This is a genomic window from Caldimonas sp. (assembly GCF_046289365.1).
GTDB lineage: Bacteria > Pseudomonadota > Gammaproteobacteria > Burkholderiales > Burkholderiaceae_C > Caldimonas.
Window position 1 is genome coordinate 1 of record NZ_JBKBVU010000032.1, and the last position, 23,558, is coordinate 23,558.

19 protein-coding genes and 1 riboswitch are annotated in these 23,558 nt (G+C 69.1%); of the genes, 14 read left to right on the plus strand and 5 right to left on the minus strand.

Features of this window, described 5'->3' with window-relative positions:
* On the minus strand, positions 1-1,487 hold a 1,487-nt coding region (locus ACK42S_RS05315), incomplete at its 3' end, for a DEAD/DEAH box helicase (protein WP_409704235.1).
* A gap of 146 nt (positions 1,488-1,633) precedes the next feature.
* Positions 1,634-2,794, minus strand: a complete 1,161-nt coding sequence (locus ACK42S_RS05320; protein WP_409704237.1) for an MFS transporter — start codon at positions 2,792-2,794, stop codon at positions 1,634-1,636.
* Between the two features lie 176 nt (positions 2,795-2,970).
* Here ACK42S_RS05320 and ettA point away from each other — a divergent pair, with 176 nt between their 5' ends.
* From ettA to ntrC, 9 genes are all read left to right on the plus strand, one after another.
* Positions 2,971-4,638 carry an energy-dependent translational throttle protein EttA gene (ettA, locus tag ACK42S_RS05325; protein ID WP_409704239.1) on the plus strand — a complete coding sequence of 556 codons (1,668 nt, stop codon included), beginning with the start codon at positions 2,971-2,973 and terminating at the stop codon, positions 4,636-4,638.
* A gap of 308 nt (positions 4,639-4,946) precedes the next feature.
* Positions 4,947-7,421, plus strand: coding sequence for an ATP-binding protein (locus tag ACK42S_RS05330; protein WP_409704241.1), 2,475 nt, complete (start codon positions 4,947-4,949; stop codon positions 7,419-7,421).
* Positions 7,421-7,981, plus strand: coding sequence for a DUF1415 domain-containing protein (locus tag ACK42S_RS05335; RefSeq protein ID WP_409704243.1), 561 nt, complete (start codon positions 7,421-7,423; stop codon positions 7,979-7,981). The genes ACK42S_RS05330 and ACK42S_RS05335 overlap by 1 nt, the downstream gene beginning before the upstream one ends.
* The gene (locus ACK42S_RS05340) at positions 7,978-8,877 is read left to right on the plus strand and encodes an EI24 domain-containing protein (protein ID WP_409704245.1); all 900 of its coding nucleotides are present in this window, start codon (positions 7,978-7,980) and stop codon (positions 8,875-8,877) included. Before ACK42S_RS05335 ends, ACK42S_RS05340 begins: the two co-directional genes overlap by 4 nt.
* A 22-nt stretch (positions 8,878-8,899) precedes the next feature.
* Positions 8,900-9,721 (plus strand): competence/damage-inducible protein A, encoded by an 822-nt coding sequence (locus tag ACK42S_RS05345; RefSeq protein ID WP_409704247.1) that lies wholly within the window; start codon positions 8,900-8,902, stop codon positions 9,719-9,721.
* A 225-nt stretch (positions 9,722-9,946) separates the two neighbouring features.
* A complete protein-coding gene (glnA, locus tag ACK42S_RS05350; protein WP_409704249.1) occupies positions 9,947-11,365 on the plus strand; it encodes a type I glutamate--ammonia ligase in 1,419 nt (472 codons plus the stop codon).
* Positions 11,366-11,563: 198 nt separating this feature from the next.
* Positions 11,564-12,079, plus strand: coding sequence for a hypothetical protein (locus ACK42S_RS05355; RefSeq protein WP_409704251.1), 516 nt, complete (start codon positions 11,564-11,566; stop codon positions 12,077-12,079).
* Between the two features lie 17 nt (positions 12,080-12,096).
* Positions 12,097-13,212 carry a nitrogen regulation protein NR(II) gene (glnL, locus tag ACK42S_RS05360; RefSeq protein WP_409704271.1) on the plus strand — a complete coding sequence of 372 codons (1,116 nt, stop codon included), beginning with the start codon at positions 12,097-12,099 and terminating at the stop codon, positions 13,210-13,212.
* 58 nt (positions 13,213-13,270) lie between these two features.
* The gene (gene ntrC / locus ACK42S_RS05365; protein ID WP_409704253.1) at positions 13,271-14,779 is read left to right on the plus strand and encodes a nitrogen regulation protein NR(I); all 1,509 of its coding nucleotides are present in this window, start codon (positions 13,271-13,273) and stop codon (positions 14,777-14,779) included.
* A gap of 18 nt (positions 14,780-14,797) precedes the next feature.
* Here ntrC and ACK42S_RS05370 read toward each other — a convergent pair whose 3' ends face one another.
* Positions 14,798-15,562 (minus strand): exodeoxyribonuclease III, encoded by a 765-nt coding sequence (locus tag ACK42S_RS05370; protein ID WP_409704255.1) that lies wholly within the window; start codon positions 15,560-15,562, stop codon positions 14,798-14,800.
* Positions 15,563-15,931: 369 nt separating this feature from the next.
* Between ACK42S_RS05370 and ACK42S_RS05375 the strand changes: the two genes are divergently transcribed.
* The 5 genes from ACK42S_RS05375 (at position 15,932) to cobN (ending at position 22,003) form a co-directional block, all read left to right on the plus strand.
* Positions 15,932-16,270 carry a hypothetical protein gene (locus ACK42S_RS05375; protein WP_409704257.1) on the plus strand — a complete coding sequence of 113 codons (339 nt, stop codon included), beginning with the start codon at positions 15,932-15,934 and terminating at the stop codon, positions 16,268-16,270.
* Positions 16,268-16,526: riboswitch (cobalamin riboswitch) on the plus strand. It overlaps the preceding gene by 3 nt.
* Positions 16,527-16,595: 69 nt before the next feature.
* Positions 16,596-17,135: a DUF2796 domain-containing protein gene (locus ACK42S_RS05380; protein WP_409704259.1), complete on the plus strand. Its 540-nt coding sequence runs from the start codon at positions 16,596-16,598 to the stop codon at positions 17,133-17,135.
* 7 nt (positions 17,136-17,142) lie between these two features.
* Positions 17,143-17,604 (plus strand): hypothetical protein, encoded by a 462-nt coding sequence (locus tag ACK42S_RS05385; RefSeq protein ID WP_409704261.1) that lies wholly within the window; start codon positions 17,143-17,145, stop codon positions 17,602-17,604.
* Positions 17,601-17,927 carry a DUF2149 domain-containing protein gene (locus tag ACK42S_RS05390; RefSeq protein WP_409704263.1) on the plus strand — a complete coding sequence of 109 codons (327 nt, stop codon included), beginning with the start codon at positions 17,601-17,603 and terminating at the stop codon, positions 17,925-17,927. The genes ACK42S_RS05385 and ACK42S_RS05390 overlap by 4 nt, the downstream gene beginning before the upstream one ends.
* Positions 17,924-22,003 carry a cobaltochelatase subunit CobN gene (cobN, locus tag ACK42S_RS05395; protein ID WP_409704265.1) on the plus strand — a complete coding sequence of 1,360 codons (4,080 nt, stop codon included), beginning with the start codon at positions 17,924-17,926 and terminating at the stop codon, positions 22,001-22,003. The genes ACK42S_RS05390 and cobN overlap by 4 nt, the downstream gene beginning before the upstream one ends.
* Here cobN and ACK42S_RS05400 read toward each other — a convergent pair.
* Both ACK42S_RS05400 and ACK42S_RS05405 read right to left on the minus strand, forming a co-directional pair.
* Complete coding sequence (locus ACK42S_RS05400; protein ID WP_409704267.1) at positions 21,964-22,494, minus strand: dihydrofolate reductase; 531 nt, start codon at positions 22,492-22,494, stop codon at positions 21,964-21,966. The genes cobN and ACK42S_RS05400 overlap by 40 nt on opposite strands.
* A 31-nt stretch (positions 22,495-22,525) precedes the next feature.
* The gene (locus tag ACK42S_RS05405; protein WP_409704269.1) at positions 22,526-23,407 is read right to left on the minus strand and encodes a DMT family transporter; all 882 of its coding nucleotides are present in this window, start codon (positions 23,405-23,407) and stop codon (positions 22,526-22,528) included.
* Between the last annotated feature and the right edge of the window lie 151 nt (positions 23,408-23,558).

The following is a 23,558-nucleotide window of genomic DNA, read 5'->3' on the forward strand; positions in this document are numbered from 1 at the left end:
GGCGGCTTGCCGCCCAGCAGGGCCGCCGGATGGGCGGGGCGGCGGGGTTGGCCTGGCGCCGCGGCCTGGGACGAGCGGGCCGGCTGCGGGTGTGCCTGCTTCACGGGGGCGGGGGCGTGATGGCCCGGACGGGCCGGTGTCTGGGCGCGGGCGGGGCCGGACGCCGGCCGGGCACGCTCCTCGCGGCGCGGGGGGCGGGCCGCCTCGGGCCGCGGGCTGCTGCCGTCGCGCCGACCGCTCGGACGGCCGGCATGGTTGCCACGTCCCCGGTCGCCGCTGCCACCGCCCAGGCCGCCGTGCAGGGTCATGCGGCCCAGCTTGATCGGCTCGGGCCGGGCATGAGGGTCGGGTTCGAAGCCCGGCACCACCTCGCGCGGGATCTGGCGCTTGATGAGCTTCTCGATGTCGCGCAGGAAGCCTTCCTCGTCCACACACACCAGCGAGATAGCCTCGCCCCGGGCACCGGCACGGCCGGTGCGGCCGATGCGGTGCACGTAGTCCTCGGGCACGTTGGGCAGTTCGTAGTTCACCACGTGCGGCAACTGGTCGATGTCGATGCCGCGGGCGGCGATGTCGGTGGCCACCAGCACCTGCAGCTCGCCGCTCTTGAACTCGGCCAGTGCCTTGGTGCGCGCGCCCTGGCTCTTGTTGCCGTGGATGGCCATCGCGGTGATGCCCTCTTTCAGCAGGTATTCGACCAGCCGGTTGGCGCCATGCTTCATGCGCGTGAACACCAGCACCTGGTGCCAGTCGTTCTCTTTGATGAGGTGGGTCAGCAGCTCTTTCTTCTTGTCGCGGTCGACCGGATGGATCTTCTGCGCGATGGTCTCGGCCGTGGTGTTGCGCCGCGCCACCTCGATCACCTGCGGCTGGTTGAGCAGGCGGTCGGCCAGGGCCTTGATCTCGTCGGAGAAGGTGGCCGAGAACAGCAGGCTCTGCTTGTGCTGGGGCACGATGGCCAGCACCTTCTTGATGTCGTGGATGAAGCCCATGTCGAGCATGCGGTCGGCTTCGTCGAGCACGAAGTACTCGATTCGGCTGAGATCGAGCGTGCCCTGCTGGTGGTGGTCGAGCAGTCGGCCGGGGGTGGCCACCAGGATGTCCACGCCGCGCCGGAGCGCGTCGATCTGCGGTTGCATACCCACGCCACCGAACATCACCATGCTTTTGAGCGGCAGGTACTTGCCATAGGTGCGCACGCTTTCCTCCACCTGGGCCGCCAGTTCGCGGGTGGGCGTGAGGATGAGCGCGCGGATGGCCACGCGGCCCTGGCCGTCGCGCGGCGCGGGGCGTTGCGAGAGCTTGTGCAGCAGCGGCAGCGTGAAGCCGGCGGTCTTGCCGGTGCCGGTCTGGGCGCCGGCGAGCAGGTCGCCGCCGCTGATGACGGCGGGGATGGCCTGCTGCTGGATGGGGGTGGGGGTGTCATAACCCTGCTCGCGCACGGCGCGCAGGAGGGGCTCGGCCAGGCCGAGGTCGTCGAATCGCATTTGGAAATGTGCCCCCGCAAGGGAGCCGGGATCGGCCTGTTACCGCTCACAAGGAGGGCACCAGTCGGGAAGGCAGACGGGAAGATAGGGTCGGAAGCGACTGCAACGCCTGGACTGGTATCGACGTTGCAGTGCAGCATTGTACCCTAGGACTTGCTGGCCACACCCAACGGCGGCGGCGCGGTGCGGCCGAAGGCCAGCGTCAGCAGGCCCGCAGCCGCCAACGGCACGCCGATCCACGAGAGCCGGTCGAAGCCAAGGGAGGCGCTGGCGGCCCCGCCGATGGCTGCGCCCAGGGCGGTGCCGAGGTAGAGCATCGAGGTGTTGAGTGACAGCAGGATGGGCGCCTGCGCCGGGGCGGCCTCGGCCAGGCGCGACTGCTGTGGAGTCATCATCCCGAAGCCGGCCACCCCCCAGATCACGAACGTGGCCAGCAGCGCCGGGTAGTGGCCCTGGGTGAAGGGCACGAGCAGCATCATCGTGCCCAGGACGCTGAGCTGCACGATCAGCGTGCGACGCGGGCTGAAGCGGTCGTTGGCCCAGCCGCCGATCAGCGTGCCGGCCACGCCGGCCAGGCCGAAGACCATCAGCGTGGCCGACAGCCGTTCGCCCGACATCGGATACAGCGCCTGCAGCACCGGGCCAATGTAGGAGAACACGCAAAAGATCGCGATGAAGTAGAGCAGCGTGAGCAACAGCGGCCACAGCACCCGGCCCTGGCACAGCAGTTCGGGCAGGCCGCGGAAGCTGGCGCCCGGTGCGTCGATGTCGCGAGGCACCCAGCGCGTGACGAGCAGCAGCATCACCCCCGAGAGGACCGCCACGGCCGCCACCGGCACCTGCCAGCCCCACTGCAGCCCCAGCCAGGCCCCCAGCGGGATGCCCACCACATAGCTCATGCTGATGCCGAGGAACACCACCGACAGCGCCCGCCCGCGCCGTGCCGGCTCGACGCTGGCCACGGCGATGCCCGCGGCGATCGGCGTGAAGACGGCCCCCAGTCCCATCAGCACACGCCCGACCAGCAAGGTGGGCAGCCCGGGAGCCAGCGCGCACACCCCATTGCCCAGCGTGAACAGCGCCAGCGCGAGCTGCATGGCCCGTTTGCGCCGCCAGTGCCCGGTGGCCACCAGCAGCACCGGGGCGAGCACCGCCGTGGCCATCGCATAGGCCGTCACGGCCTGGCCCGCGGCCGGCACACCCACGGACAGCGAGGCCGCCACCGGCTCCAGGATGCCGGCAATCACGAAGGCCCCCGTCCCGATGATGAGGTTGATGAAGGAAAACAGCAGGAGCAGGCGGGGCATGGACGGACGGCGAATCGGCAAAACCTGCACCCTATCAGCAAGCGGCATCTCGCGCTGGCGGCACGGGCTCTTGCGCATCGTGGAAACGCCCCGGCCGGGTTGCGGCGACAATAGCGGCGTTGCGCGGCCTTTCCGCGCTTTGCTTTTTTGTCGCATCCACAGCCTCAGGACAGACCATGGCCCAATACGTCTTTACGATGAACCGCGTCGGAAAAATCGTGCCTCCGAAGCGGCAGATCCTGAAGGACATCTCGCTGTCCTTTTTCCCCGGCGCCAAGATCGGCGTGCTCGGCCTGAACGGCTCGGGCAAGTCCACGCTGCTGAAGATCATGGCCGGCCTGGACAAGGACATCGAGGGCGAAGCCGTGCCGATGCCGGGCATCAAGATCGGCTACCTGCCCCAAGAACCTCAGCTCGACCCCAAGCAGACGGTGCGCCAGGCAGTGGAGGAGGGCATCGGCGGCGTGCTGGCGGCCAAGAAGCGCCTGGAGGAGGTCTATGCCGCCTATGCCGAGCCGGACGCCGACTTCGACAAACTGGCCGCCGAGCAGGCCGAACTCGAGGCGATCATTGCCGCTTCGGGCTCTGAGAACACCGACTTGCAGCTTGAGCTGGCGGCCGATGCGCTGCGCCTGCCGCCCTGGGACGCCTTGATCGGCACCCTCTCAGGCGGCGAGAAGCGCCGCGTGGCGCTGTGCCGGCTGCTGCTGAGCCAGCCCGACATGCTGCTGCTGGACGAACCCACCAACCACCTCGACGCCGAATCGGTGGAGTGGCTGGAGCAGTTCCTGCAGCGCTTCCCCGGCACCGTGGTGGCCATCACCCACGACCGCTACTTCCTCGACAACGCGGCCGAGTGGATCCTCGAACTCGACCGCGGCATGGGCATCCCCTACAAGGGCAACTACTCCGAGTGGCTCGACCAGAAGGAACGCCGCCTGGAGATCGAGCAGAAGCAGGAGGACGCCCGCATCAAGGCGATGAAGGAGGAGCTCAAGTGGGTGCGCTCCAATGCAAAGGGCCGGCAGGCCAAGAGCAAGGCGCGCCTGGCCCGCTTCGAGGAGCTGAGCGACGTCGAATACCAGAAGCGCAACGAGACCAACGAGATCTTCATTCCGGTGGCCGAGCGCCTGGGCAATGACGTGATCGAGTTCAGGAACGTCACCAAGAGCTTCGGCGAGCGCGTGCTGATCGACAACCTGAGCTTCAAGGTGCCGCCCGGGGCCATCGTGGGCATCATCGGCCCGAACGGCGCGGGCAAGTCCACGCTGTTCCGCATGATCCAGGGCACCGAGACGCCCGACTCCGGCGAGGTGTTGATCGGCCAGACCGTCAAGATGGCCTTCGTGGACCAAAGCCGCGAGAACCTTGACGGTGACAAGACCGTCTGGGAGGACGTCTCCGGCGGGTTGGACAACATCGTGGTGGGCAAGTTCGTGATGCCCTCACGCGCCTATCTCGGCCGCTTCAACTTCAAGGGCAACGACCAGCAGAAGCTGGTGAAGAACCTCTCGGGCGGCGAACGCGGCCGGCTGCACTTGGCCAAGACCCTGGCCAAGGGCGGCAACGTGCTGCTGCTGGACGAGCCCAGCAACGACCTCGACGTCGAAACCCTGCGCGCGCTGGAGGAGGCCTTGCTGGAGTTTGCCGGCTCGGCCCTGGTGATCAGCCACGACCGCTGGTTCCTGGACCGCATCTGCACCCACATCCTGGCCGCCGAAGGCGATTCCCAGTGGTACTTTTTCACCGGCAACTACCAGGAATACGAGGAAGACAAGAAGAAGCGCCTGGGCGAGGAGGGGGCCCGCCCGCACCGCCTGCGCTACAAGCCCATCACGCGCTGAAGGCCACCGGCCGAGCCTGCATCAGTCCGCCGAAAGGCGGGCTTTTGCTTTGTCCACAATGAGGAGCACGCGGGCGATGCGGGTGGTGCACAGGAGATGGAAGGCATGCGGGCCGGCCGTGATGGAAGGGCGGGGAAGGGCTGCCCCGCAGTCTACGCCGCGCGATTTCCGCACGCAGGCAGGGCCCAGACCCTCGAAAGGGTGTCGCACAACGCAGACGCGGGGCGCCCCCGTGGGCCAGACGGTGCTACAAGCATGGCTGAGCATGAGCATTTCCGGTGCGGGTGAGGGCCCGCACGTCCCGAGCCGTGACAGATCCTCGCGAGCCGTCTGAGCACCTGCCTTCGCCGCCCGGGGCGGTGGCGGGCCTGTCGCCGGACCTGCTGGTGGCGGGCCTGCAGCGCAGCCGCTGCCTGGCCCTGGTGGCCGATGCGAAGAGCCAGGTGGTGTGGTTCAACGATGCCTGGGCGTCGTCCCCGGCCATCGAGCTTCTGCGTGGGCGGCCCTGGCATGAGTGGCTCACCTCCCACGGGCAGGCCGCGCCTTCGCCCCGGGTGCAGGCCGCTGTGGCCGCGCGTGAGGCGTTCTCCGCCGAGATCGAACTGCGTCTGCCCGACGGACGGGCTTGGTGGCGGCGCGTCGAAGCCACTCCTTTGGACGATGGCGGCCGCTTCCTCGGCTACCTGGCCATCGCCACCGACATCACCGCCTTGAAGCAGGCCGAGGACAGCCAGCGAGCGACGGCCGCGCGTTACCGCCGCGTGATGGAGAGCACTCACGATGGGATCTGGGAGCGCGACTTGCGCACCAACCAGAGCTGGTATTCGCCGCGTTACAAAGAGATCATGGGCTTTGCCGATCACGAGCTGCCCAACGACCGCAACGTGATGAACGCGCGCATCCATCCCGACGACTTGGAGGCCTTCACCGTGCCCTACGAACGCGCCTTGCGCGAAGGCGGGCAATGGCACTACCGGGTGCGGGTGCTGCACCGCGACGGGAGCTGGCGCTGGCTGCGCTGCCGGGCCCGGGCCTGGCCCGACGAGACCGGCCAGCCCGCGATCCTGGCCGGGGCGGTGACGGACGTGACCGATGAGATGGAGGCCGTGGAGGCCTTGCGCCGGCACCACAGCCAGCTCGAGGAACTGGTGCGGGAGCGCACCGCCAGGCTGGAGGCCGCGCGCGCCGAAGCTGAACGCGCCAACCGGGCTAAATCGCTCTTCCTGGCCAACATGAGCCACGAGATCCGCACCCCGCTCAATGGGGTGCTGGGGATGACCGAGCTGGCCTTGCGGGCCGCCACCACCGCCACCCAGCGGCGCTATCTGGAACTGGCCCAGTCCTCGGGGGCGAGTCTGCGGGCCATCATCGACGACATCCTCGATTTCGCCAAGGCCGAGGCCGGCAAGCTCAGTCTCGACGAGGTGGAGTTCGATCCGGGTGAGCTGATGGCCGTGACGGTGCGCTCGGTGCTGCCCCAGGCGTACGACAAAGGCCTGGCGCTGCATTTCGACAGCCGCGGGGCGGCCCTGCGCGTGCTCGGCGACCCGGTACGGGTGCGCCAGATCGCCACCAACCTGCTGTCCAATGCCCTGAAGTTCACGGTGGCCGGGCAGGTGCGGTTCGTGGTCAGTGTGGAAGGCTCGCCCGGGGGCCTGTGCCATGTGCGTCTGGAGGTCTCGGACACCGGCATCGGCATGGACGAGGCCACGCTCGAGCGCGTGTTCCATCCCTTCGAGCAGGCCGATCCCTCGGTGTCGCGCACGGTGGGGGGCACAGGGCTGGGGCTGTCCATCGTGCGCAGCCTGTGCGAGCTGATGGGCGGGAGCGTGCAGGCACGCAGCGAGCCGGGGGTGGGCTCGAGCTTCGAGGTGCTGCTGCCCCTGCGAGCTGCCCCGGCCGATGCCGCCGAGCCGGATGACGAGCCCGCGGTGGCCGGGGCCTGGGCCTGGGTGGTCGGCGCCGCGCCGGGCGACCCGCTGGGCGAACGCCTGGCGCGGCTGGGCTGGCAGGTCCAGTCGCTGGCCGGCCTGGACCAGGCCCTGGCGCATGCCGCCGGGGCCCCGCCGCCGGGGCTGGTGGTCGTGGTGCACGATGCGCGCCAAGCCGTTTCCGAGGCGGCCCTGGTGGCTTTGCGCGAGCGCCTGAGCGCCGGCTGCGACATCGTCGTGCTGGTGTCGCCCCATGGCAGCGAGGAGACCGGGGCGCTGGAGCCCGAGCGTGGGCAGGCGCTGGGGTTGAAGGTCTACATCGCCCCGCTCAGCCCGGCCGACCTGCGCCAGCTCACGCTCAGCCACCAGGCACCGGCCGCCGCCGTGCCAGCCCAACCCCCCGCGACCGCGACGGCCTTGCCGCTGGCGCGTTGGCAGGGCGCACGCTTCCTCGTGGTCGAAGACAATCCAGTGAACCAGGTGCTGGCCCAGGAGATGCTGCGGCTGCTCGGCTTTCAGGTGGAGGTGGTTGCCGGCGGGCAGGAGGCCCTGGATCACTGCGAGCGCCATCCCCCTGATGCCGTGTTGATGGACGTCCAGATGCCCGGGCTGGACGGTCTGGAGACCACGCGCCGCCTGCGCCGCGCCCAGGCCCAAGGCAGGCTGCCGCCGTTTCCGATCATCGCCGCCACGGCCCACGCCAGCGAGTCGGACCGGCGGTCCTGTCTGCTGGCCGGCATGGACGGGTATATTGCCAAGCCGCTGGACCTGCGCGTGATGCGCTCGGAGATCCGGCGCGTGCTGCTCCATGCCTGCGGCGACGACAGCGACACCCCAGAAACCCGCTACTGATGACCGATCGAACCACTGCCGAGCACGTGATCGCCCGCACCCGCCTGTGGCTGGAGCGGGCTGTGATCGGCCTGAATCTGTGCCCCTTTGCCAAGGCGGTGCACGCCCGTGGCCAGATCCGCTGGGTGGTGAGCCCTGCCACCACGACCGAGGCCCTGCTGGACGCGCTGCGCACCGAGCTGCGCTGGCTGGCGCAGGCCGATCCCTCGGCAACGGACACGACCTTGCTGATCCACCCCCATGTGCTGGCCGACTTCCTCGACTTCAACGACTTCCTCGACGACGCCGAGGCGGCTGTGGCCGAGCTGGGCCTGGAAGGCGTGCTGCAGGTGGCCAGCTTCCACCCCGGCTACCAGTTCGCCGGCACCGACGCCGACGACATCGCCAATGCCACCAACCGCTCGCCCTATCCCACCTTGCACCTGTTGCGCGAGGCCAGCATCGAGCGGGCGGTGGCCGCGTTTCCCGAGCCTGAAACCATCTACGAAGCCAACATCGCGACGCTGCGACGGCTGGGCCCGCACGGCTGGGCCCGGCTGATGGACGACAAACCCTCATGACCCTGCTCCTGGACGCCTTCTGGCGCGCCCTGGCCTACTGCCTGCATCCGCGCGTCATCCTGCTGTCGCTCGCGCCGCTGCTGCTCACCGCCGGTCTGTGCTTTGCGCTGGGCTGGTTCTACTGGGAAGCCGCCGTGGCGGCGGTGGACGCGTGGCTGCGCGGCTGGGCCCTGGTGAACTCGTTCACGCTGTGGCTGGAATCGATGGGGGCCACCGGCCTGCGCGCGGTGATGGCGCCGTTGATCGTGGTGGCGCTGGCCGTGCCGGTGATCGTCGTGGTGTCGCTGATGGCCGTCTCGGTCCTCATGACGCCGGCCTTGGTGCGCCTGGTGGGGGCCCGGCGCTTCCCGCAACTGGCCCGGCGCCAGGGTGAATCCTTCTGGCGCTCGCTGCTGTGGATGCTGGGACACACCCTGGTGGCGCTGGCCGCCTTGGTTGTCAGCCTGCCGCTGTGGCTCATCCCGCCGCTGGCCTTGGTGCTGCCGCCGCTGATCTGGGGCTGGCTCACCTACCGTGTGATGGCCTTCGATGCCCTGGCCGAACATGCCGAGCGTGCCGAGCGCCACGCCTTGCTGCGCGAGCACCGCTGGCCTTTGCTGGGCATGGGCCTGCTGTGCGGCTACCTCGGGGCTGCCCCGGCCCTGCTGTGGGCCCTGGGTGCGGTGGCCTTCATCCTGGCCCCGCTGCTCGTGGTGGTGTCGGTTTGGCTCTACACGCTGGTGTTCGCCTTCTCCTCGCTGTGGTTCACCCACTATGCCCTGGCAGCGCTGGAGCGTTGGCGCAGTCAGCGCGAGGACCAGGTCCTGCCCGCCGAAAGCATCGTTGCCCCGGGGCCCGAGACCGTGCGTGCCGCGGGCCTGCTCGAACCGCCCCCGGGCCCGGGCACGCCCGGTTGATCCCCCTCACCGATCCGCACGGATGACCATGGACTTCGGACTTCTCATCGTCGGCGACGAGATCCTTTCGGGCAAACGCCAGGACAAGCACCTGCCGCGGCTGCTGGAGCTGCTGTCGCAGCGCGGGCTGGCCCTGCGCTGGGCGCGCTATGTCGGCGACGACCCCCGCCGCCTCGAGGCGGCGCTGAAAGACGCCTTCGCCAGCGGGGACGTGGTCTTCAGTTGCGGCGGCATTGGCGCCACGCCGGACGACCACACCCGCCAGTGCGCCGCCCGTGCGCTGGGCGTGCCGCTGGCCCTGCACCCCAAGGCCCGTGAGCTGATCATCGAGCGCATGCGCGACGTCGCACGCGAGCAGGGCCAGCCCTTCGAGCCCGACCGCCCCGACAACGTGCACCGGCTCAACATGGGCGTCTTCCCTGAGGGGGCGACGATCATCCCGAACCCCTACAACAAGATCCCCGGCTTCTCGGTGGGGCATGTCCACTTCCTGCCGGGCTTTCCGGTCATGGCCTGGCCGATGATGGAGTGGGTGCTGGACCACCAGTACCGGCATCTCTTCCACGCCCGCCCGCAGACGGAGCGCTCGGTCATCGTCTACGGCAGCATGGAAGCCAGCCTCACCCCGCTGATGGAGTCCATCGAGTCCCGCCATCCGCAGGTGCGGGTGTTCAGCCTGCCCAGCGTCGACCACCCCGAGCATGGCCGGCACATCGAACTGGGGGTCATGGGGCCGCCCGAGGCGGCGGCCCAGGCCTACGCCGACCTGCTGTCGGGCCTGCAGGCGCTGGCCGTGCGGCTCGGCCCCGAATTGGTGCGACACTCCTCGCCGCCGAGCCCTTGAATGGTGCGGTAACGTGCACTATGGTGGTGCTTCAGGCGTCGTGGCGGCCACTTGGCACCTGCGGTGGTGCCGCGCACCGTTCGGGCCATGTCCGGGGTGACCCGTCGGCGTGCCGGCGATGCACCGGAATGCATCAGCGTTGGCATGCTTTCTGCTAAATTGCCCCCGCGCGGGCCGGCCCTCGGCCTACCCACCCCCCTCACACACATCCCCTAGGAGCATTTGATGGCCAACAAGACGGTCGCCGACGTGATGAAGATGGTGAAGGAGAACGAAGTCAAGTTCGTCGACTTTCGTTTCACCGACACCCGTGGCAAGGAACAGCACGTCACCGTGCCCATCTCGGCCTTCGACGAAGACAAGTTCACGTCGGGTCACGCCTTCGACGGTTCGTCGATCGCCGGCTGGAAGGGCATCGAGGCCTCGGACATGCTGCTGATGCCCGACCCGAACACCGCGAACATCGACCCGTTCTATGAGGAGCCCACGCTCTTTCTGACCTGCGACGTGATCGAGCCGGGCGACGGCAAGCCCTACGAGCGCGATCCCCGCTCGCTGGCCAAGCGCGCCGAGGCCTACCTGAAGTCCTCGGGCATCGGTGATGCCGCCTACTTCGGCCCCGAGCCCGAGTTCTTCGTCTTCGACAGCATCCGCTGGAACGTGGACATGTCCGGCTGCTTCGTGAAGATCGAATCTGAGGAAGCCGCCTGGAACACCGGCAAGGAATACGAGCACGGCAACACCGGCTACCGTCCCACCGTCAAGGGCGGCTACTTCCCGGTGCCCCCGGTCGATTCAGGCCAGGACCTGCGCTCGGAGATGTGCCTGATCCTCGAGCAAATGGGCATTCCGGTCGAAGTGCACCACCACGAGGTGGCCAACGCCGGCCAGATGGAGATCGGCACCAAGTTCAGCACCCTGGTGCAGCGCGCCGACTGGCTGCAGCTCCAGAAGTACGTGATCCAGAACGTGGCCCATGCCTACGGCAAGACGGCCACCTTCATGCCCAAGCCGATCGTGGGCGACAACGGCTCGGGCATGCACGTGCACCAGTCCGTGTGGAAGGACGGCAAGAACCTGTTCGCCGGTGACGGCTACGCCGGCCTGTCGGACTTTGCGCTGTACTACATCGGCGGCATCATCAAGCACGCCCGTGCCCTGAACGCGATCACCAACCCGACCACCAACAGCTACAAGCGCCTGGTGCCGGGCTTCGAAGCCCCGGTGAAGCTGGCCTACTCCAGCCGCAACCGCTCGGCCTCCATCCGCATCCCCTATGTGGCCAACCCGAAGGGCCGCCGCATCGAAGCGCGCTTCCCCGACCCGATGGCCAACCCCTACCTGTGCTTTGCCGCGCTGCTGATGGCCGGCCTGGACGGCGTCGAGAACAAGATCCATCCGGGTGAGGCTGCCACCAAGGACCTGTACCACCTGCCGCCCGAGGAAGACGCGAAGATCCCGACCGTCTGCCACAGCCTCGACCAGGCGCTGGAGTACCTGGACCAGGACCGCGCCTTCCTGACCAAGGGCGGCGTGTTCACCGATGCCTTCATCGACGCCTACATCGAACTGAAGATGCAGGAAGTGACCCGCTTCCGCATGACCACCCACCCGGTGGAGTTCGACATGTACTACAGCCTGTGAGGCAGCCGGCGGCCCCGCAAGGGGCTCTCGCAAGCGACGAAGGGTGGCATATGCCACCCTTTGTCGCTTTCCGGAGGATCCATCGCTGGACCGTGGTGCGGCTCATGCCCGATACTGCAGGTCTCGACGGCTGACACGAGCCGTGAACCCTTGCGCCGAGCCGGGGTCTACTCAGCCTTGCCTGCCCAGACTGCATCCATGCCACGAGCCGACTTCTGCCGCCCCCTGGTGATCGCCGCCTGCATCCTGGCCGGTGTGCCGGCCTGGGCGCAGACGGTCTACCGTTGCCCGGGCAACCATTTCACCAATGCCCTGACGCCCAAGGAGGCCGAGGCCAAGGGCTGTCGTGTGGTTGAGGGCGGGAATGTGACCATCGTCGAATCGCGCCGGCCGGCCCCGGCGGCCCGGCCGTCCGGCGCCGGCTCGGCCTCTGCCGCCGCGCCGACAGGCCCTCGGATCGACCCGAACGAGCAGCGCGCCCGCGACAGCGATGCCCGGCGCATCCTCGAGGCCGAGCTGCGCCGCGAGGAGGAGGCCCTGGCCGCTTTGCGCAAGGAATACAACAACGGCGAACCCGAGCGCCGCGGCGACGAGCGCAACTACCAGAAGTATCTGGACCGCGTGGCCAACCTGCAGGCCGACATCGCCCGCAAGGAGGCCGACATCGCCTCCATCCGCCGCGAGTTGGGCCGCCTGCCGGCCACGACGCCCTGACGGCGGTGCCCCTGGCGGTGTCTTCGCCCTGCGCTCCTTTGCCCGACGGCGTCGACGGCGCGCCGGTGCCGCCGGCCGACTTCGCCGCTTTCGACCAGTTGGCCACCATGGTGGCCCTGGTGCGCACCGATGGCAGTTGCCGCTTCGCCAATGCGGCCTTCGAGACCGTGCTGGGCCTTTCGCGGCGCAGCATGCTGCGCGGCTCGCTGTTCGAATGGTTCGCTGAGCCCGAGGCCGTGCGCGACACCGTCGTGGCGGTGGCGCGCAACGAGTTCTCGATCAGCCGCTTCGAGACGCAACTGCGTCGTCCACCGGGGACCGCGCAGACCGAATGGCTGCCGGTGCATGTGATCGTGACCCAGACCGACCAGCCCGAGCAGGTCCTGGTGGAGCTGGTCGAGATCGAGCAGCAGACCCGCCAGGACCGCGAGGAGCGTGCGCTGGACCAGGCCCAGGCCACCAAGGAGCTGATCCGCAACCTCGCCCACGAGATCAAGAATCCGCTGGGTGGCATCCGTGGGGCGGCCCAGTTGCTGCAGATGGAGGTGGAATCCAGGGGGCTGGCCGAATACACCCAGGTCATCATCCACGAGGCCGACCGCCTGCAGGCCCTGGTGGACCGGCTGCTGGCCCCCCACCGCAAGCCCCATGTCGTCGGCGATGTGAATGTGCATGAGGTCTGTGAGCGGGTGCGTTCGCTGATCCTGGCGGAATTCCCGCGCGGCCTGACGGTCCGGCGCGACTACGACATCTCGATCCCGGAATTCCGGGGCGACCGTGAACAGCTCATCCAGGCCGTGCTCAACATCGCCCACAATGCCGCCCAGGCCCTGGCCCCGCGCATTGCCGCCGGCGACGCCTGCATCACCCTGCGCACCCGCATCGCCCGCCAGGTGACGCTGGGCAAGCAGCGCTATCGTCTGGCACTGGAATTGCATATCCAGGACAACGGCCCGGGCGTGCCCGAGTCGATCCGCGATCGCATCTTCTTCCCGCTGGTGTCGGGACGCGAAGGCGGGTCGGGCTTGGGGTTGACGCTGGCGCAGACCTTCGTGCAGCAGCACCATGGCACGATCGAATGCGAAAGCGAGCCCGGAAACACGAATTTCAAGATCCTGATCCCCTTGCCCTGAGCGATCCGGGTGGGGCTCAGGCCGAAAGTCCACAGGCGAGGACGACAGGCGGCAGCCCATGAAACCCATCTGGATCGTTGACGACGACCAATCCATCCGCTTCGTGCTGGAAAAGGCCCTGGCCCGCGAGGCCCTGCCGGTGCGCAGCTTCACCAACGCCCGCGACGTGCTCGCGGCGCTGGACGAGGACGAGCCCCAGGTGCTGGTGTCGGACATCCGCATGCCCGGCGGCTCGGGCATCGACCTGCTGGCCCAGGTCAAGGAGCGCCATCCGGGGCTGCCCGTCATCATCATGACGGCCTTCTCCGACCTGGACAGTGCCGTTTCGGCCTTCCAGGGCGGCGCTTTCGAATACCTGCCCAAGCCCTTTGACCTGCCCAAGGCGGTGGAGCTGATCCGCCGCGCAGTCGACGAGAGCCTGCGCGAGGAAGTGCGTGACGAGCGCCTGACGCAGATGCCCGAGATGCTGGGCCAGGCGCCGGCGATGCAGGACGTTTTTCGTGCCATCGGCCGCCTGAGCCAGAGCAACGTCACGGTGCTGATCACCGGCGAGAGCGGCTCGGGCAAGGAACTCGTCGCGCGCGCGCTGCACAAGCACAGCCCGCGCGCCAGCGGCCCCTTCGTCGCCATCAACACCGCGGCCATTCCCAAGGACCTGCTCGAGAGCGAGCTCTTCGGCCACGAGCGCGGCGCCTTCACCGGCGCGCAGACGACACGGCGCGGCCGCTTCGAGCAGGCCGACGGCGGCACGCTTTTCCTCGACGAGATCGGCGACATGCCTTTCGAGCTGCAGACGCGCCTGCTGCGCGTGCTCAGCGACGGGCAGTTCTACCGGGTGGGTGGCCACAACCCGCTGCGCAGCAATGTGCGTGTGATCGCCGCCACACACCAGAACCTGGAGGAGCGCGTCCGGCAGGGGGTGTTCCGCGAGGACCTCTTCCATCGCCTCAACGTCATCCGCCTGCGACTGCCGCCGCTGCGCGAGCGGCGCGAGGACATCCCCACGCTGGCGCGCTACTTCCTGCAAAAGAGCGCCAAGGAACTGGGCGTGGAAGCCAAGCGCATCTCCGATTCGGCGCTGGAGCGGCTGATGGCCTTTGACTTTCCCGGCAACGTGCGTCAGCTCGAGAACGTCTGCCACTGGCTGACTGTGATGGCGCCGGCCCAAGTCATCGAGGACAAGGACCTGCCGCCCGAACTGCTGGGTGAGGCCACGCTCTCGCCCAAGCCGCCGGTGTCGGTGCTGCCTGCGCAGCCGAGCGCGGCGGCGACGGCCGTGGCGCCCTCCGCCGGCCAGGCCGAGCCTGCGGCGCAGCCGGCAGACTGCGCCGGCGGGCCGGTGCAGGCCGCCGGTGACTGGCTGCGGGATCTGGAGCGCGAGGCGCGGGAGCTGCTCGCCTCCGGGCAGCCCGACGTGTGGGACACCCTGACCCGCCGCTTCGAGGCCCGGCTCATCCACACGGCACTGGCGCTCACCCGCGGTCGTCGCATCGAAGCCGCGCAGAAACTGGGCATCGGGCGCAACACCATCACCCGCAAAATCCAGGAGCTGGGGCTCGACGATTGAGGCTGGCGCCCGGCCTCCTCAGGCGATCACGGCCACCACCGGCGCATGGTCGCTGGGGCGCTCGTTCTTGCGCGGGGCCTTGTCGATGGTGCAGGCCGTCACCGAGGGTTTCAACGCCTCGCTCACCAGGATGTGGTCGATGCGCAGCCCCTGGTTCTTGCGGAAGGCCAGGTTGCGGTAGTCCCACCAGGACCAGCTCTTGGGCGGCTGCTCGAAAAGCCGGAAGGCATCGTACAGGCCCAGCGCCAGCAGTTGACGAAACTGCTCGCGTTCCTCGGGCGTGCAGTGGATCTGCCCGGCCCAGGCGATGGGGTCGTACACATCGCGGTCTTCGGGGGCGATGTTGTAGTCGCCCATCAGCACCAGCTTCGGGTGGCGGGCCAGTTCTTCACGCACCCAGTCGCGCAGCGAGCGCATCCACTGCATCTTGTATTCGAACTTGTCGGTGCCCGGCGCCTGACCGTTCGGGAAATAGGCCCCGATGACGCGCAGATCGCCCACCGTGCCGGCGATCACGCGGGCCTGCTCGTCGGCAAAACCCGGGATGTTGCGCACCACGTCCTCGGCGGGCGTCTTGCTCAGCAGCGCCACGCCGTTGTAGGTCTTCTGGCCGAACCACTGCGCCGCATAGCCGGCCTGCGCAAACTGCGCGTGCGGGAACTTGTCGTCGGTGAGCTTGGTTTCCTGCAGCACCACCACCTCGGGCTGGTGCTGGCCCAGCCAGTCCAGCACCTGGGGCAGGCGCACGGCCAGGGAGTTGACGTTCCAGGTGGCGAGTTGCATCGGGGCACCGAGTGAGGGACGCGGGACGCCGAGTGTAGACGCTGCGCACCGGGCCGATGATCGAGCCCATGAGATCGTCCACGAAGGCGGTCTTGCCGCAGGCCAGTAGCACCGGCTCGCGGTGAGGGTCGAAAAAGCAGCCTGGCTACCAGACGGGCGCAAACCCGCCTTTGGCTGGCCAAAACGATCGAGGGCCTGTGGCCCCGGATCGCCCCACGATGACCGGCGTGGCGGCCCTGCAAGCGGCAGGGCGATGACTTGACCGCAGTATAAACACAAATGAGAATCGTTTGCAAATAAATCGTCGATCCCACGATGGCAAACGGACGCCCCGGCAGCTTCGGGGCTGGATGAACGGGAGAGTCAGCCATGGTCGAAGTGGGAACGTTGGCACAGGAGCATCGCGCCTTGGTTGCCCTGTATGGGCAGGTGCAAGCGCGTTGCAGCGCGCAATTGCGGGAGCAGGCCTGGCGGATCGATCACCTGGAGGCTGAGGTGATGCGCCTGCGCGCGGCGGTGATCGTGCAGCAAACGGCGCTGGCGATGGCGCGCGAAGACCGTCGTGTGCTGGAGGCCGCGCTGCCGGGCTTGCCGCGGCGCATGGAACTGAGCCGTCGCATCGAAGCGCTGGTCGAGCGCGTGCAGGTCTTGTTGCGCGAACGCTCGCACGGGCCCTGGGTGGTCGTCGATCGACCTGGCCCGGGCTGATAGGATGTGAAGGTTGGTGCTCGCAGTGCGGTTCACGCGCTGCAGTTCAACGGGAAGCTGGGGGACGCCGGCCTGCGCGGGCCGTGTCTAACCAGCGCTGCCCCCGCAACGGTAAGTGGACGGAGGATGCGTCTTCGCAGGACGCGCTCCCGCTTTCATCTTGCAGGCCACTGGTGATGGGTTGTCGGCATCCCCGGGAAGGCGATGAAGGTCGTTTCCACCAGCCCGGATACCGGCCAACAAGGTGGCCCGGCGTGATTGCCAGGCCGTGAGGCTCGTGCACCGTCGGGGAAGGCGGTGAGAGCGTTTCTCATCGCAAACGGTCATGTTCAAGTCGTTCTCGTGCGCGAGCTTCGTGCCGCGCCTGTGCGCCTGCCTGTGGGTGGGCGCTGGGTCTGTTCTCACGTCCGTGGCCTGGGCTCACGGGAGCCACAGCCACGGCCACGGTGCGGTGCGGCTGGTGGTGGAGGGCAGCACCCTCACCGCAGTCTTCGACGTGCCGCTGGAGAGCTTGCTGGGCTACGACTACCCGCCCCAGGGGGCAGACCAGGAGCGGGTGTGGAGCGAGCTCAAGACACGGCTGCAGGACCCTTTGAATTTCCTGCAGCCTGCTGCCGATGCCCGGTGCCAGGTGGTCGGCCACGAGGCCACCCCCGATCCGGCGGCGGCCGATCCGAACGCTGACATCCCCAACATCGTCTACCGTGCCGAGTTCCGCTGCGACCGGCCCGAAGCGCTCAACGCGGTGTCCTTCACCGCGTTTCGCGACCACCCCGGCCTGAAACAGTTGCGCGTGCAGCTTGCCTCGCCCAAGGGCCGCAAGACCGTCACGGTGCGCCCACGCTTCCCGGCGCTGACGTTTTGAGGCGACCATGCTCGAACTGGGTTTCCTGCAGATCGTGCAGTGGCTGCTGACGCCGGTCCTCGTGCTGCTGGCCTGCGCGTTTGCCTATGCCTTGTGGATGGCGGGCGTTGTCGCGGTCGAGGCCTGGCAACGACGTTCGCCGGGTTTCTCGTTGCTGCGCGGGGCCGACACCCTGACGCTGGACGAACTGGAGCTTCAGGCCCTGGCCCGCATGGAGCCGCTGCGCCTGCTCAGCCGCGTCACTCCCATGCTGGGGCTGATCGCCACGATGATCCCGCTGGGCCCGGCCTTGCAGGGCGTGGCCAGCGGCCAGGGGCACGCGGCGCTGTCGGTGTTCAGCGGTGCCTTCGCCGGCGTGGTGCTGGCCCTCACGGCCGCCTGCCTGGGCCTGGTGCTGTACTCGGTGCGCAGGCGCTGGCTGCTGGCCGAGCTGCTGGCGGTGAAGCGGGCGCGGGGAGCGTCGGCATGAGCCTGCGCTTTCTCAAGGTCTTCGACGAGGACGACGACGACCCGATGCTCTCGGCCATCAACCTCGTGGATGTCTTCCTGGTGCTGGTGGTGGGTTTGCTGATCGCCGTGAGCATGGCACGCCAGGGCGGGGCTGTGGCGGTGGGCGACGGGGCCCCGGAGATCGTGGTGCGCGAGCAGGGCCGGGAGGTGCGCTACCGCGGCAGCGGCTCGGTCGGCGAAGGCGAGGGCGTGCGCGCCGGTGTGGCCTACCGGCTGCGCGATGGCAGCATCGTCTATGTGCCCGAAGCCGCGTCTGCCCCGAGCGCGGAGCCGCCCCAATGAGTGGATGGCGGGCCTGGCTGCCCGTGGTGGCGCTGCTGATGCTGGCCTCAGGCGGCGGATTCGGCGGTGTGGCACAGGCGCGCACCCTGCTGTGGGTCACGGTGGATGTGACGCCGGCGTCCCGCACCGCGCAGGTCGAGCGTGTCGCGGCCGAACGGGGCTGGCAGGTGCAGCATCTGGACCATCCCTTGCAGGATCCACCCGCGGGCCAGGCCGCGCAGCGTCAGGCGATGGCCGAGGGGCTGGCGCGTGCGGACCTGGTGTGGATCGACGCCCCGCACCCCACGGTGGTGACGCGGCTGCAGCGCCAGTTCGGCGAGCTGTTCGAGGCCCATGCACGCCAGCGACCGGGCAGCCTGGTGTGGATCGTCCCGGCGGATGCGTCGGCGGGCACGCCGGCGGCCGACGACGTGGCCGCACGCATGGCGGCTTATCTGCGTGCCGGGGGGGCGGCAAACCTGCGCCATGCCCTGCGGCTGGGCGAGACCTGGCTGACATCGGGCCGCTCGGGCGCAGCAGTGGCAGCCATGGACTGGCCCGCGCCGCAGACTTGGCCGTTGCGCGCGCTTTACCACCCGCAGGCCCCGGGCTTCTTGGCCGACGTCCAGGACTGGCAGCGCTGGCGGGCCGGGCGTGCGAATCGGCCGACCGTGGCTGTGCTGGTACACCGCCACCATTTCATCGACGGGGAAACGGCCTGGCTCGACCGGTGGTTGCAGCTGTTCGAGGCCCAGGGGCTCGACGCCTATGCCGTCTTCGGGCAGCAGCTCGATGCCAACGGGCTGCGTGAGCTGCTCGGTGCTGCGCCACCGCGGGTGCTGGTGCTGCATCAGATCAGTTCGCAGTCGGCGGCCTTGCAGGCCTTGTTCCAGGCATGGGGCACGCCGGTGCTGGCCACTCAGCCCTACCGCCATGGCGATACGGCCACCTGGGAGCGTGACCCCACGGGTCTGAAGCTGGCCGACGCCCCCTTCTACCTGGTGCAGCCCGAGGCGGCCGGGGCCATCGACCCCGTGGTGGTGACCGCCCATGCCGATGGCGGGCGGCGCACCGAGCTGATCGAGCGCCAGGCCCAGGCCGTGGCGGACAAGGCACGGCGCCTGGTGGCCCTGCGCGATACGCCCGCGGCGCACCGGCAGCTCGTGGCCATGGTCTACAACTACCCGCCCGGTGGCAGCCACTTCGGAGCGTCTTTCCTGAACGTGCCACGCAGCCTGGAGGTGGTGAGCGCCAGCCTGGCCGAGGCCGGCTACCGGGTGCCGCCGACCCGGGAGGCCGAGTGGATCGAGCGCCTGCGTCCGCTCCTGCGTGCCTACTATCCCGATGTGGATCTGATCGCCTTGCTGCGCAACGATCAGGCCGCCGCGCTGCCCCTGAGGGACTATCTCGCCTGGTGGCGCACGCTGCCCGAGCCCGTGCGTGCGCGCATCGCAGCCCGCTGGGGCGAACCGGCGTCCAGCCGCTACGTCGTGCACTGGCAGGGCGAGGCGGTGTTCGTGATTCCTCGCCTGCGGGCGGGGAATCTGTCGGTGCTGCCGCAGCCGCCGCGCGAGGAGACCCTGCGCCAGGGCCAGAACCCCTTCATGCACCGCAGCCGTGAGCCGGTGTCGCACCATTACCTGGCCGTCTATCTGTGGGCGCGGCAGGCCCATGCGCTGATCCACTTCGGCACCCATGGCACGCAGGAATGGGCGAACGGCAAGGCGCGCGGGCTGGACGTGTTCGACGATGCCCTCCTGCCGCTGGGGGACGTGCCCGTCGTCTACCCCTATATCGTCGACAACCTCGGCGAGGCGCTCACGGCCAAGCGCCGGGGCCGCGCGCTGCTGGTGAGCCACCGCACCCCGGTGCTGGCCACCACCGGCCTGTCGCCAACGATGGCCCACCTGCACGAGCTGATGCATGACTGGGCGATGGCCGACCATGGCCCCACGAAGCAGCAGATCGGCGAGCGCCTGGTGGCCTTGATCGTCGAAAGCCGCTTGCACCATGACCTGAAGTGGACGGTTGATCAGGTCCGCGGTCGGCTGGAGGAATTTCTCGAGGTGCTGCACCCCTGGCTCGACCAGCTCGCGCATGGCAGCCAGCCGCGCGGCCTGGCCGTGTTCGGGCGAGCACCCGACGAAGCCTCGCGTCGCCTGATGGTGCTGCAGGCGCTGCGCACCCCGCTGCTCGATGCCCTGGGCGAGGACGTGGACGAAACCTTCCTGATCGACCACCGGCAGGTGGCGGCTTCGCGGCCCATGCGTTGGTTGGAGGTGGCGCTGCGTGATGCGCACGCTGCCAGCAAGCTCGATCTGCGCCCGCCGGCGCCTGACAGCAGCGTGCCCAACCGGGCGGCCGTGCACGCCATCGACCCGCAGGCCTTGCGGGCGCTGGCCGAGCAGGCACAGGCACTGGATCGGCTGTATGCCGCCGAGAACGAGTTGAGCGGCCTGCTGGCCGCCCTGGACGGGCGCTTCGTGCCGGCAGCCTACGGCGGCGATCCGCTGCGCAACCCCGACAGCCTGCCCACCGGGCGCAACCTCATCGGGCTGGACCCCAGCCGCCTGCCCACGCGCCAGGCCTACACCGTGGCGCAACTGCTCTTCGAGCAATGGCTGACGCAATGGCAAAAGGCCCACCCGGAACGCCCACCGCAGCGCCTGGCCCTGTCGCTGTGGGCCGGCGAGACCCTGCGCCATCAGGGCATCATGGAAGCCCAGGCGCTGGTGGCCCTGGGGGTGCGGCCCGTGTGGGACGCGGCGGGGCGCCCCACGCGCGTGGAACTGGTGCCGGCCAAGGAACTGGGCCGGCCGCGCGTGGACGTGCTGCTCAGCGTCACCGGCTCCTACCGCGACCAATTCCCGGCGCTGATGGCTTTGATCGATGCGGCGGTGGCCCTGGTGAGCGAGGCCGAGCCGGCCGGGCCGGTGGCGCGCCACAGCCAGGCCGTGACGGACGAGCTGAGGCGCCAGGGCGTGCCGCCCGCTCAGGCGCAGCTGCTGGGCCGCGCCCGTGTGTTCGGCAACGCGATGGGCGATTACGGCACGGGCCTGAGTGAAGCCGTGCAGGACGATCGCCTGCGCCGGCGTGACGATCGCCTGGGGGCGCTCTTCCTGCGCCGCATGGGGCACCCCTACCTGGGCGGCGAACCGCTGCCGGGCATCGACGAGACGCTGGCTGAGCGCACCCTGGGCGCCCAGTTGAAGCGGGCCGATGCGGCAGTCCTGTCGCGCAGCTCGCATCTGTACGGCATGGTCAGCTCGGACGACCCGTTCCAATACCTGGGCGGCCTGGCTGCTGCCGCGCGTCGGGCGGGGCGATCCGAGCCTTTGCCCTTGTTCGTCCACCAACTGCACAACGCCGACGAGCCTCATGCGCAGACGGCCGCGCAGAGCGTGGCGCTGGAGATGCAGTCGCGCTACCTGCACCCCGGCTGGGTGGCGGCGCAAAAGGAGGAGGGCTATGCCGGCACGCTGCAGGTGCTCAAGGCGGCGCAGTTCACCTGGGGCTGGCAAAGCGTGGTCGATGACGTGGTGCGTGCCGACCATTGGCAGGGCCTGCATGAGGTCTATGTGAAGGACCGGCTGGGCCTGGGCGTCCCGGCCTGGCTGCGCAGCCATCCACAGGCCTATGCCCAGGTGATCGAACGCCTGATCCAGGCGCAGCGCCATGGCCACTGGACCCCCGACCCTGCCACGCGCCGCGAACTGGCCGCTCTCTATCGTGACCTGACGCGCGAGGCCCCCCTGGCGCAGGAACTTGCCGGCGTGCGCACCTGGGTGGACGCGCACATGCACGGGGCACTACGGGCCTCACCCGTCCGGGGGGGGATCCGTCAGGCGCCAGCGGTGGAGGCCCGGCCGGGGGCCGAGGCCCTGCCGAGCCGGCCCGAGCCCAGCCTCTTGCGCGCGCAGGCCTGGGTCCGTGTGCACGGGGAGCGCCTGCAGCGCGTGCCGACGGCGCATGCCCAGACCCTGGCTGCCTGGCTGGCCTTGCTGCTGATGCTCGGCCTCGTGGCAGGTGGGGCGGTGCAGCAGTGGCAGCGGGGTGTTCAGGGCTCGTCCGGCACGGGCAGGGCTCGCCGCTGGTAGGTCACGAAGTGGTAGTCCCAGCCTTCGGGCGAAGTGTGCGTTTCGCGCGAGACCACGGCAAAGGCCGAGCGGTCCCATGGCGGAAAGGTGGTGTCGCCCTCGAAGTCATGGTCGATCTCGGTGAGCACCAGCTCGTCGGCCCAGGGCAGGGCTTCGGCATAGACCTGGGCCCCGCCGATCACGTAGATCTTGGTTGCGTGTTTGAGCAAATCCACGGCGGCCTCGAAGGAGGGGGCCTCCTCGACACCGGGGGCTTCCCAGTGGATGTTGCGCGTGATGACCACGTTGCGCCGTCCCGGCAGCGGCCGGCCGATGGACTCGTAGGTCTTGCGGCCCATCAATACCGGGCAGCCCATGGTGGTGCGCTTGAAGTGCTGCAGGTCTTCGGGCAGATGCCACACGAGCTGGTTGTTGCGGCCGATCACGCCATTGCGCGCCACGGCAGCGATGAGGGCGATCGGTGGGCGGTCCGATGGGAGGGCTTGGCTCATGCCTGCATTGTGGCGCGAGCCGGGCCGGTCGTCATCGCACGCTCATGCGACGTGGTAACAAGGCGCTGGCGATGGCCACCACGATCAGCACGGCCGCGGCCAGGTCCTGCCACTGCGGCACCTCGCCGACGATCAGCGTGGCCGATCCGGTGCCGATCAGCGGCACGGCCATGATGGAGAACGCACTGGCCGCCGGCGGCAGGTTGCGCGCCATGCCGAACCAGATGATCTGGGCGAAGCCGTAGTTGATGGTGGCGCCCCACACCAGCGACCACCCCATCGGCACGCTGAACTGCCAGGTGGGCGCCGGCTCCGTGAGGCCGGCGATGATCCAGAAGGCGACGGACCCCATCCCCATCATCCACACCGTGAGCGCCTCGGTGGGCACGGTGCTGTGCGTGCGGCGCATCAGCACGGTGCCCAGGGCCCAGCTGAAGGCGGCGATCTGCATCCAGACGATGCCCACCGGCCGGCCAGCCAGGGCCGTGAACTCCTGCGCCACGAGGAGCCCCACGGCGGCGGCGCCACAGACCACACTGAGGAAGATCCGGTGGTCGAGCCGTTCGCCAAAGAGCACGGCGGCGATCAGCACTGTCCAGATCGGCATCGTGAAGCCGAGGATGGCCGCGCGGCCCGAGGCCAGCTCCTGCACGCCCAGGATGGAGAACAGGTGCCAGCCCAGGATGTTGGGCAGGGCCAGCCAGGCGATGCGGACGAACTCCCCCGGCGGCAGCGCAAAGCGCACGCCCCGTCCGCGATAGAAGGCCAGCAGCAGCAAGGCACCGCCGGTCATCGTGACGGCCCGGAAGTACAGCGGCGAGAGCTCGCGCAGCGAGAACTTCATCATCGGCCAGTTCAGCCCCCACATCAGCGTGAGCAGCACCAGCGCGCCGAGCTGGCGGCGGGTCAGCATGTCCAGTCCATCCAGCACTCAGTCACGTTGAGCACACACCTGATTCGCGGTACGTTGGCCCGTCGAGCAGACACCGTGGAGCCGGCTTTGCCGGGCCACCGGTGCCGCCCCCTCGAGGGGGCGGCCGAAGGCCGTAGGGGGGCACTCAGAC

Coding starts and splice junctions, on each gene's coding strand:
- ACK42S_RS05340 (WP_409704245.1), top strand. CDS start 7,978: ATGACCCTGCTCCTGGACGCCTTCTGGCGCGCCCTGGCCTACTGCCTG.
- ACK42S_RS05405 (WP_409704269.1), bottom strand. CDS start 23,407: ATGCTGACCCGCCGCCAGCTCGGCGCGCTGGTGCTGCTCACGCTGATG.
- ntrC (WP_409704253.1), top strand. CDS start 13,271: ATGAAACCCATCTGGATCGTTGACGACGACCAATCCATCCGCTTCGTG.
- glnA (WP_409704249.1), top strand. CDS start 9,947: ATGGCCAACAAGACGGTCGCCGACGTGATGAAGATGGTGAAGGAGAAC.
- ACK42S_RS05370 (WP_409704255.1), bottom strand. CDS start 15,562: ATGCAACTCGCCACCTGGAACGTCAACTCCCTGGCCGTGCGCCTGCCC.
- ACK42S_RS05375 (WP_409704257.1), top strand. CDS start 15,932: ATGGTCGAAGTGGGAACGTTGGCACAGGAGCATCGCGCCTTGGTTGCC.
- ACK42S_RS05345 (WP_409704247.1), top strand. CDS start 8,900: ATGACCATGGACTTCGGACTTCTCATCGTCGGCGACGAGATCCTTTCG.
- ACK42S_RS05355 (WP_409704251.1), top strand. CDS start 11,564: ATGCCACGAGCCGACTTCTGCCGCCCCCTGGTGATCGCCGCCTGCATC.
- ACK42S_RS05380 (WP_409704259.1), top strand. CDS start 16,596: ATGTTCAAGTCGTTCTCGTGCGCGAGCTTCGTGCCGCGCCTGTGCGCC.
- ACK42S_RS05390 (WP_409704263.1), top strand. CDS start 17,601: ATGAGCCTGCGCTTTCTCAAGGTCTTCGACGAGGACGACGACGACCCG.
- ACK42S_RS05385 (WP_409704261.1), top strand. CDS start 17,143: ATGCTCGAACTGGGTTTCCTGCAGATCGTGCAGTGGCTGCTGACGCCG.
- ettA (WP_409704239.1), top strand. CDS start 2,971: ATGGCCCAATACGTCTTTACGATGAACCGCGTCGGAAAAATCGTGCCT.
- ACK42S_RS05335 (WP_409704243.1), top strand. CDS start 7,421: ATGACCGATCGAACCACTGCCGAGCACGTGATCGCCCGCACCCGCCTG.
- ACK42S_RS05320 (WP_409704237.1), bottom strand. CDS start 2,794: ATGCCCCGCCTGCTCCTGCTGTTTTCCTTCATCAACCTCATCATCGGG.
- cobN (WP_409704265.1), top strand. CDS start 17,924: ATGAGTGGATGGCGGGCCTGGCTGCCCGTGGTGGCGCTGCTGATGCTG.
- ACK42S_RS05400 (WP_409704267.1), bottom strand. CDS start 22,494: ATGAGCCAAGCCCTCCCATCGGACCGCCCACCGATCGCCCTCATCGCT.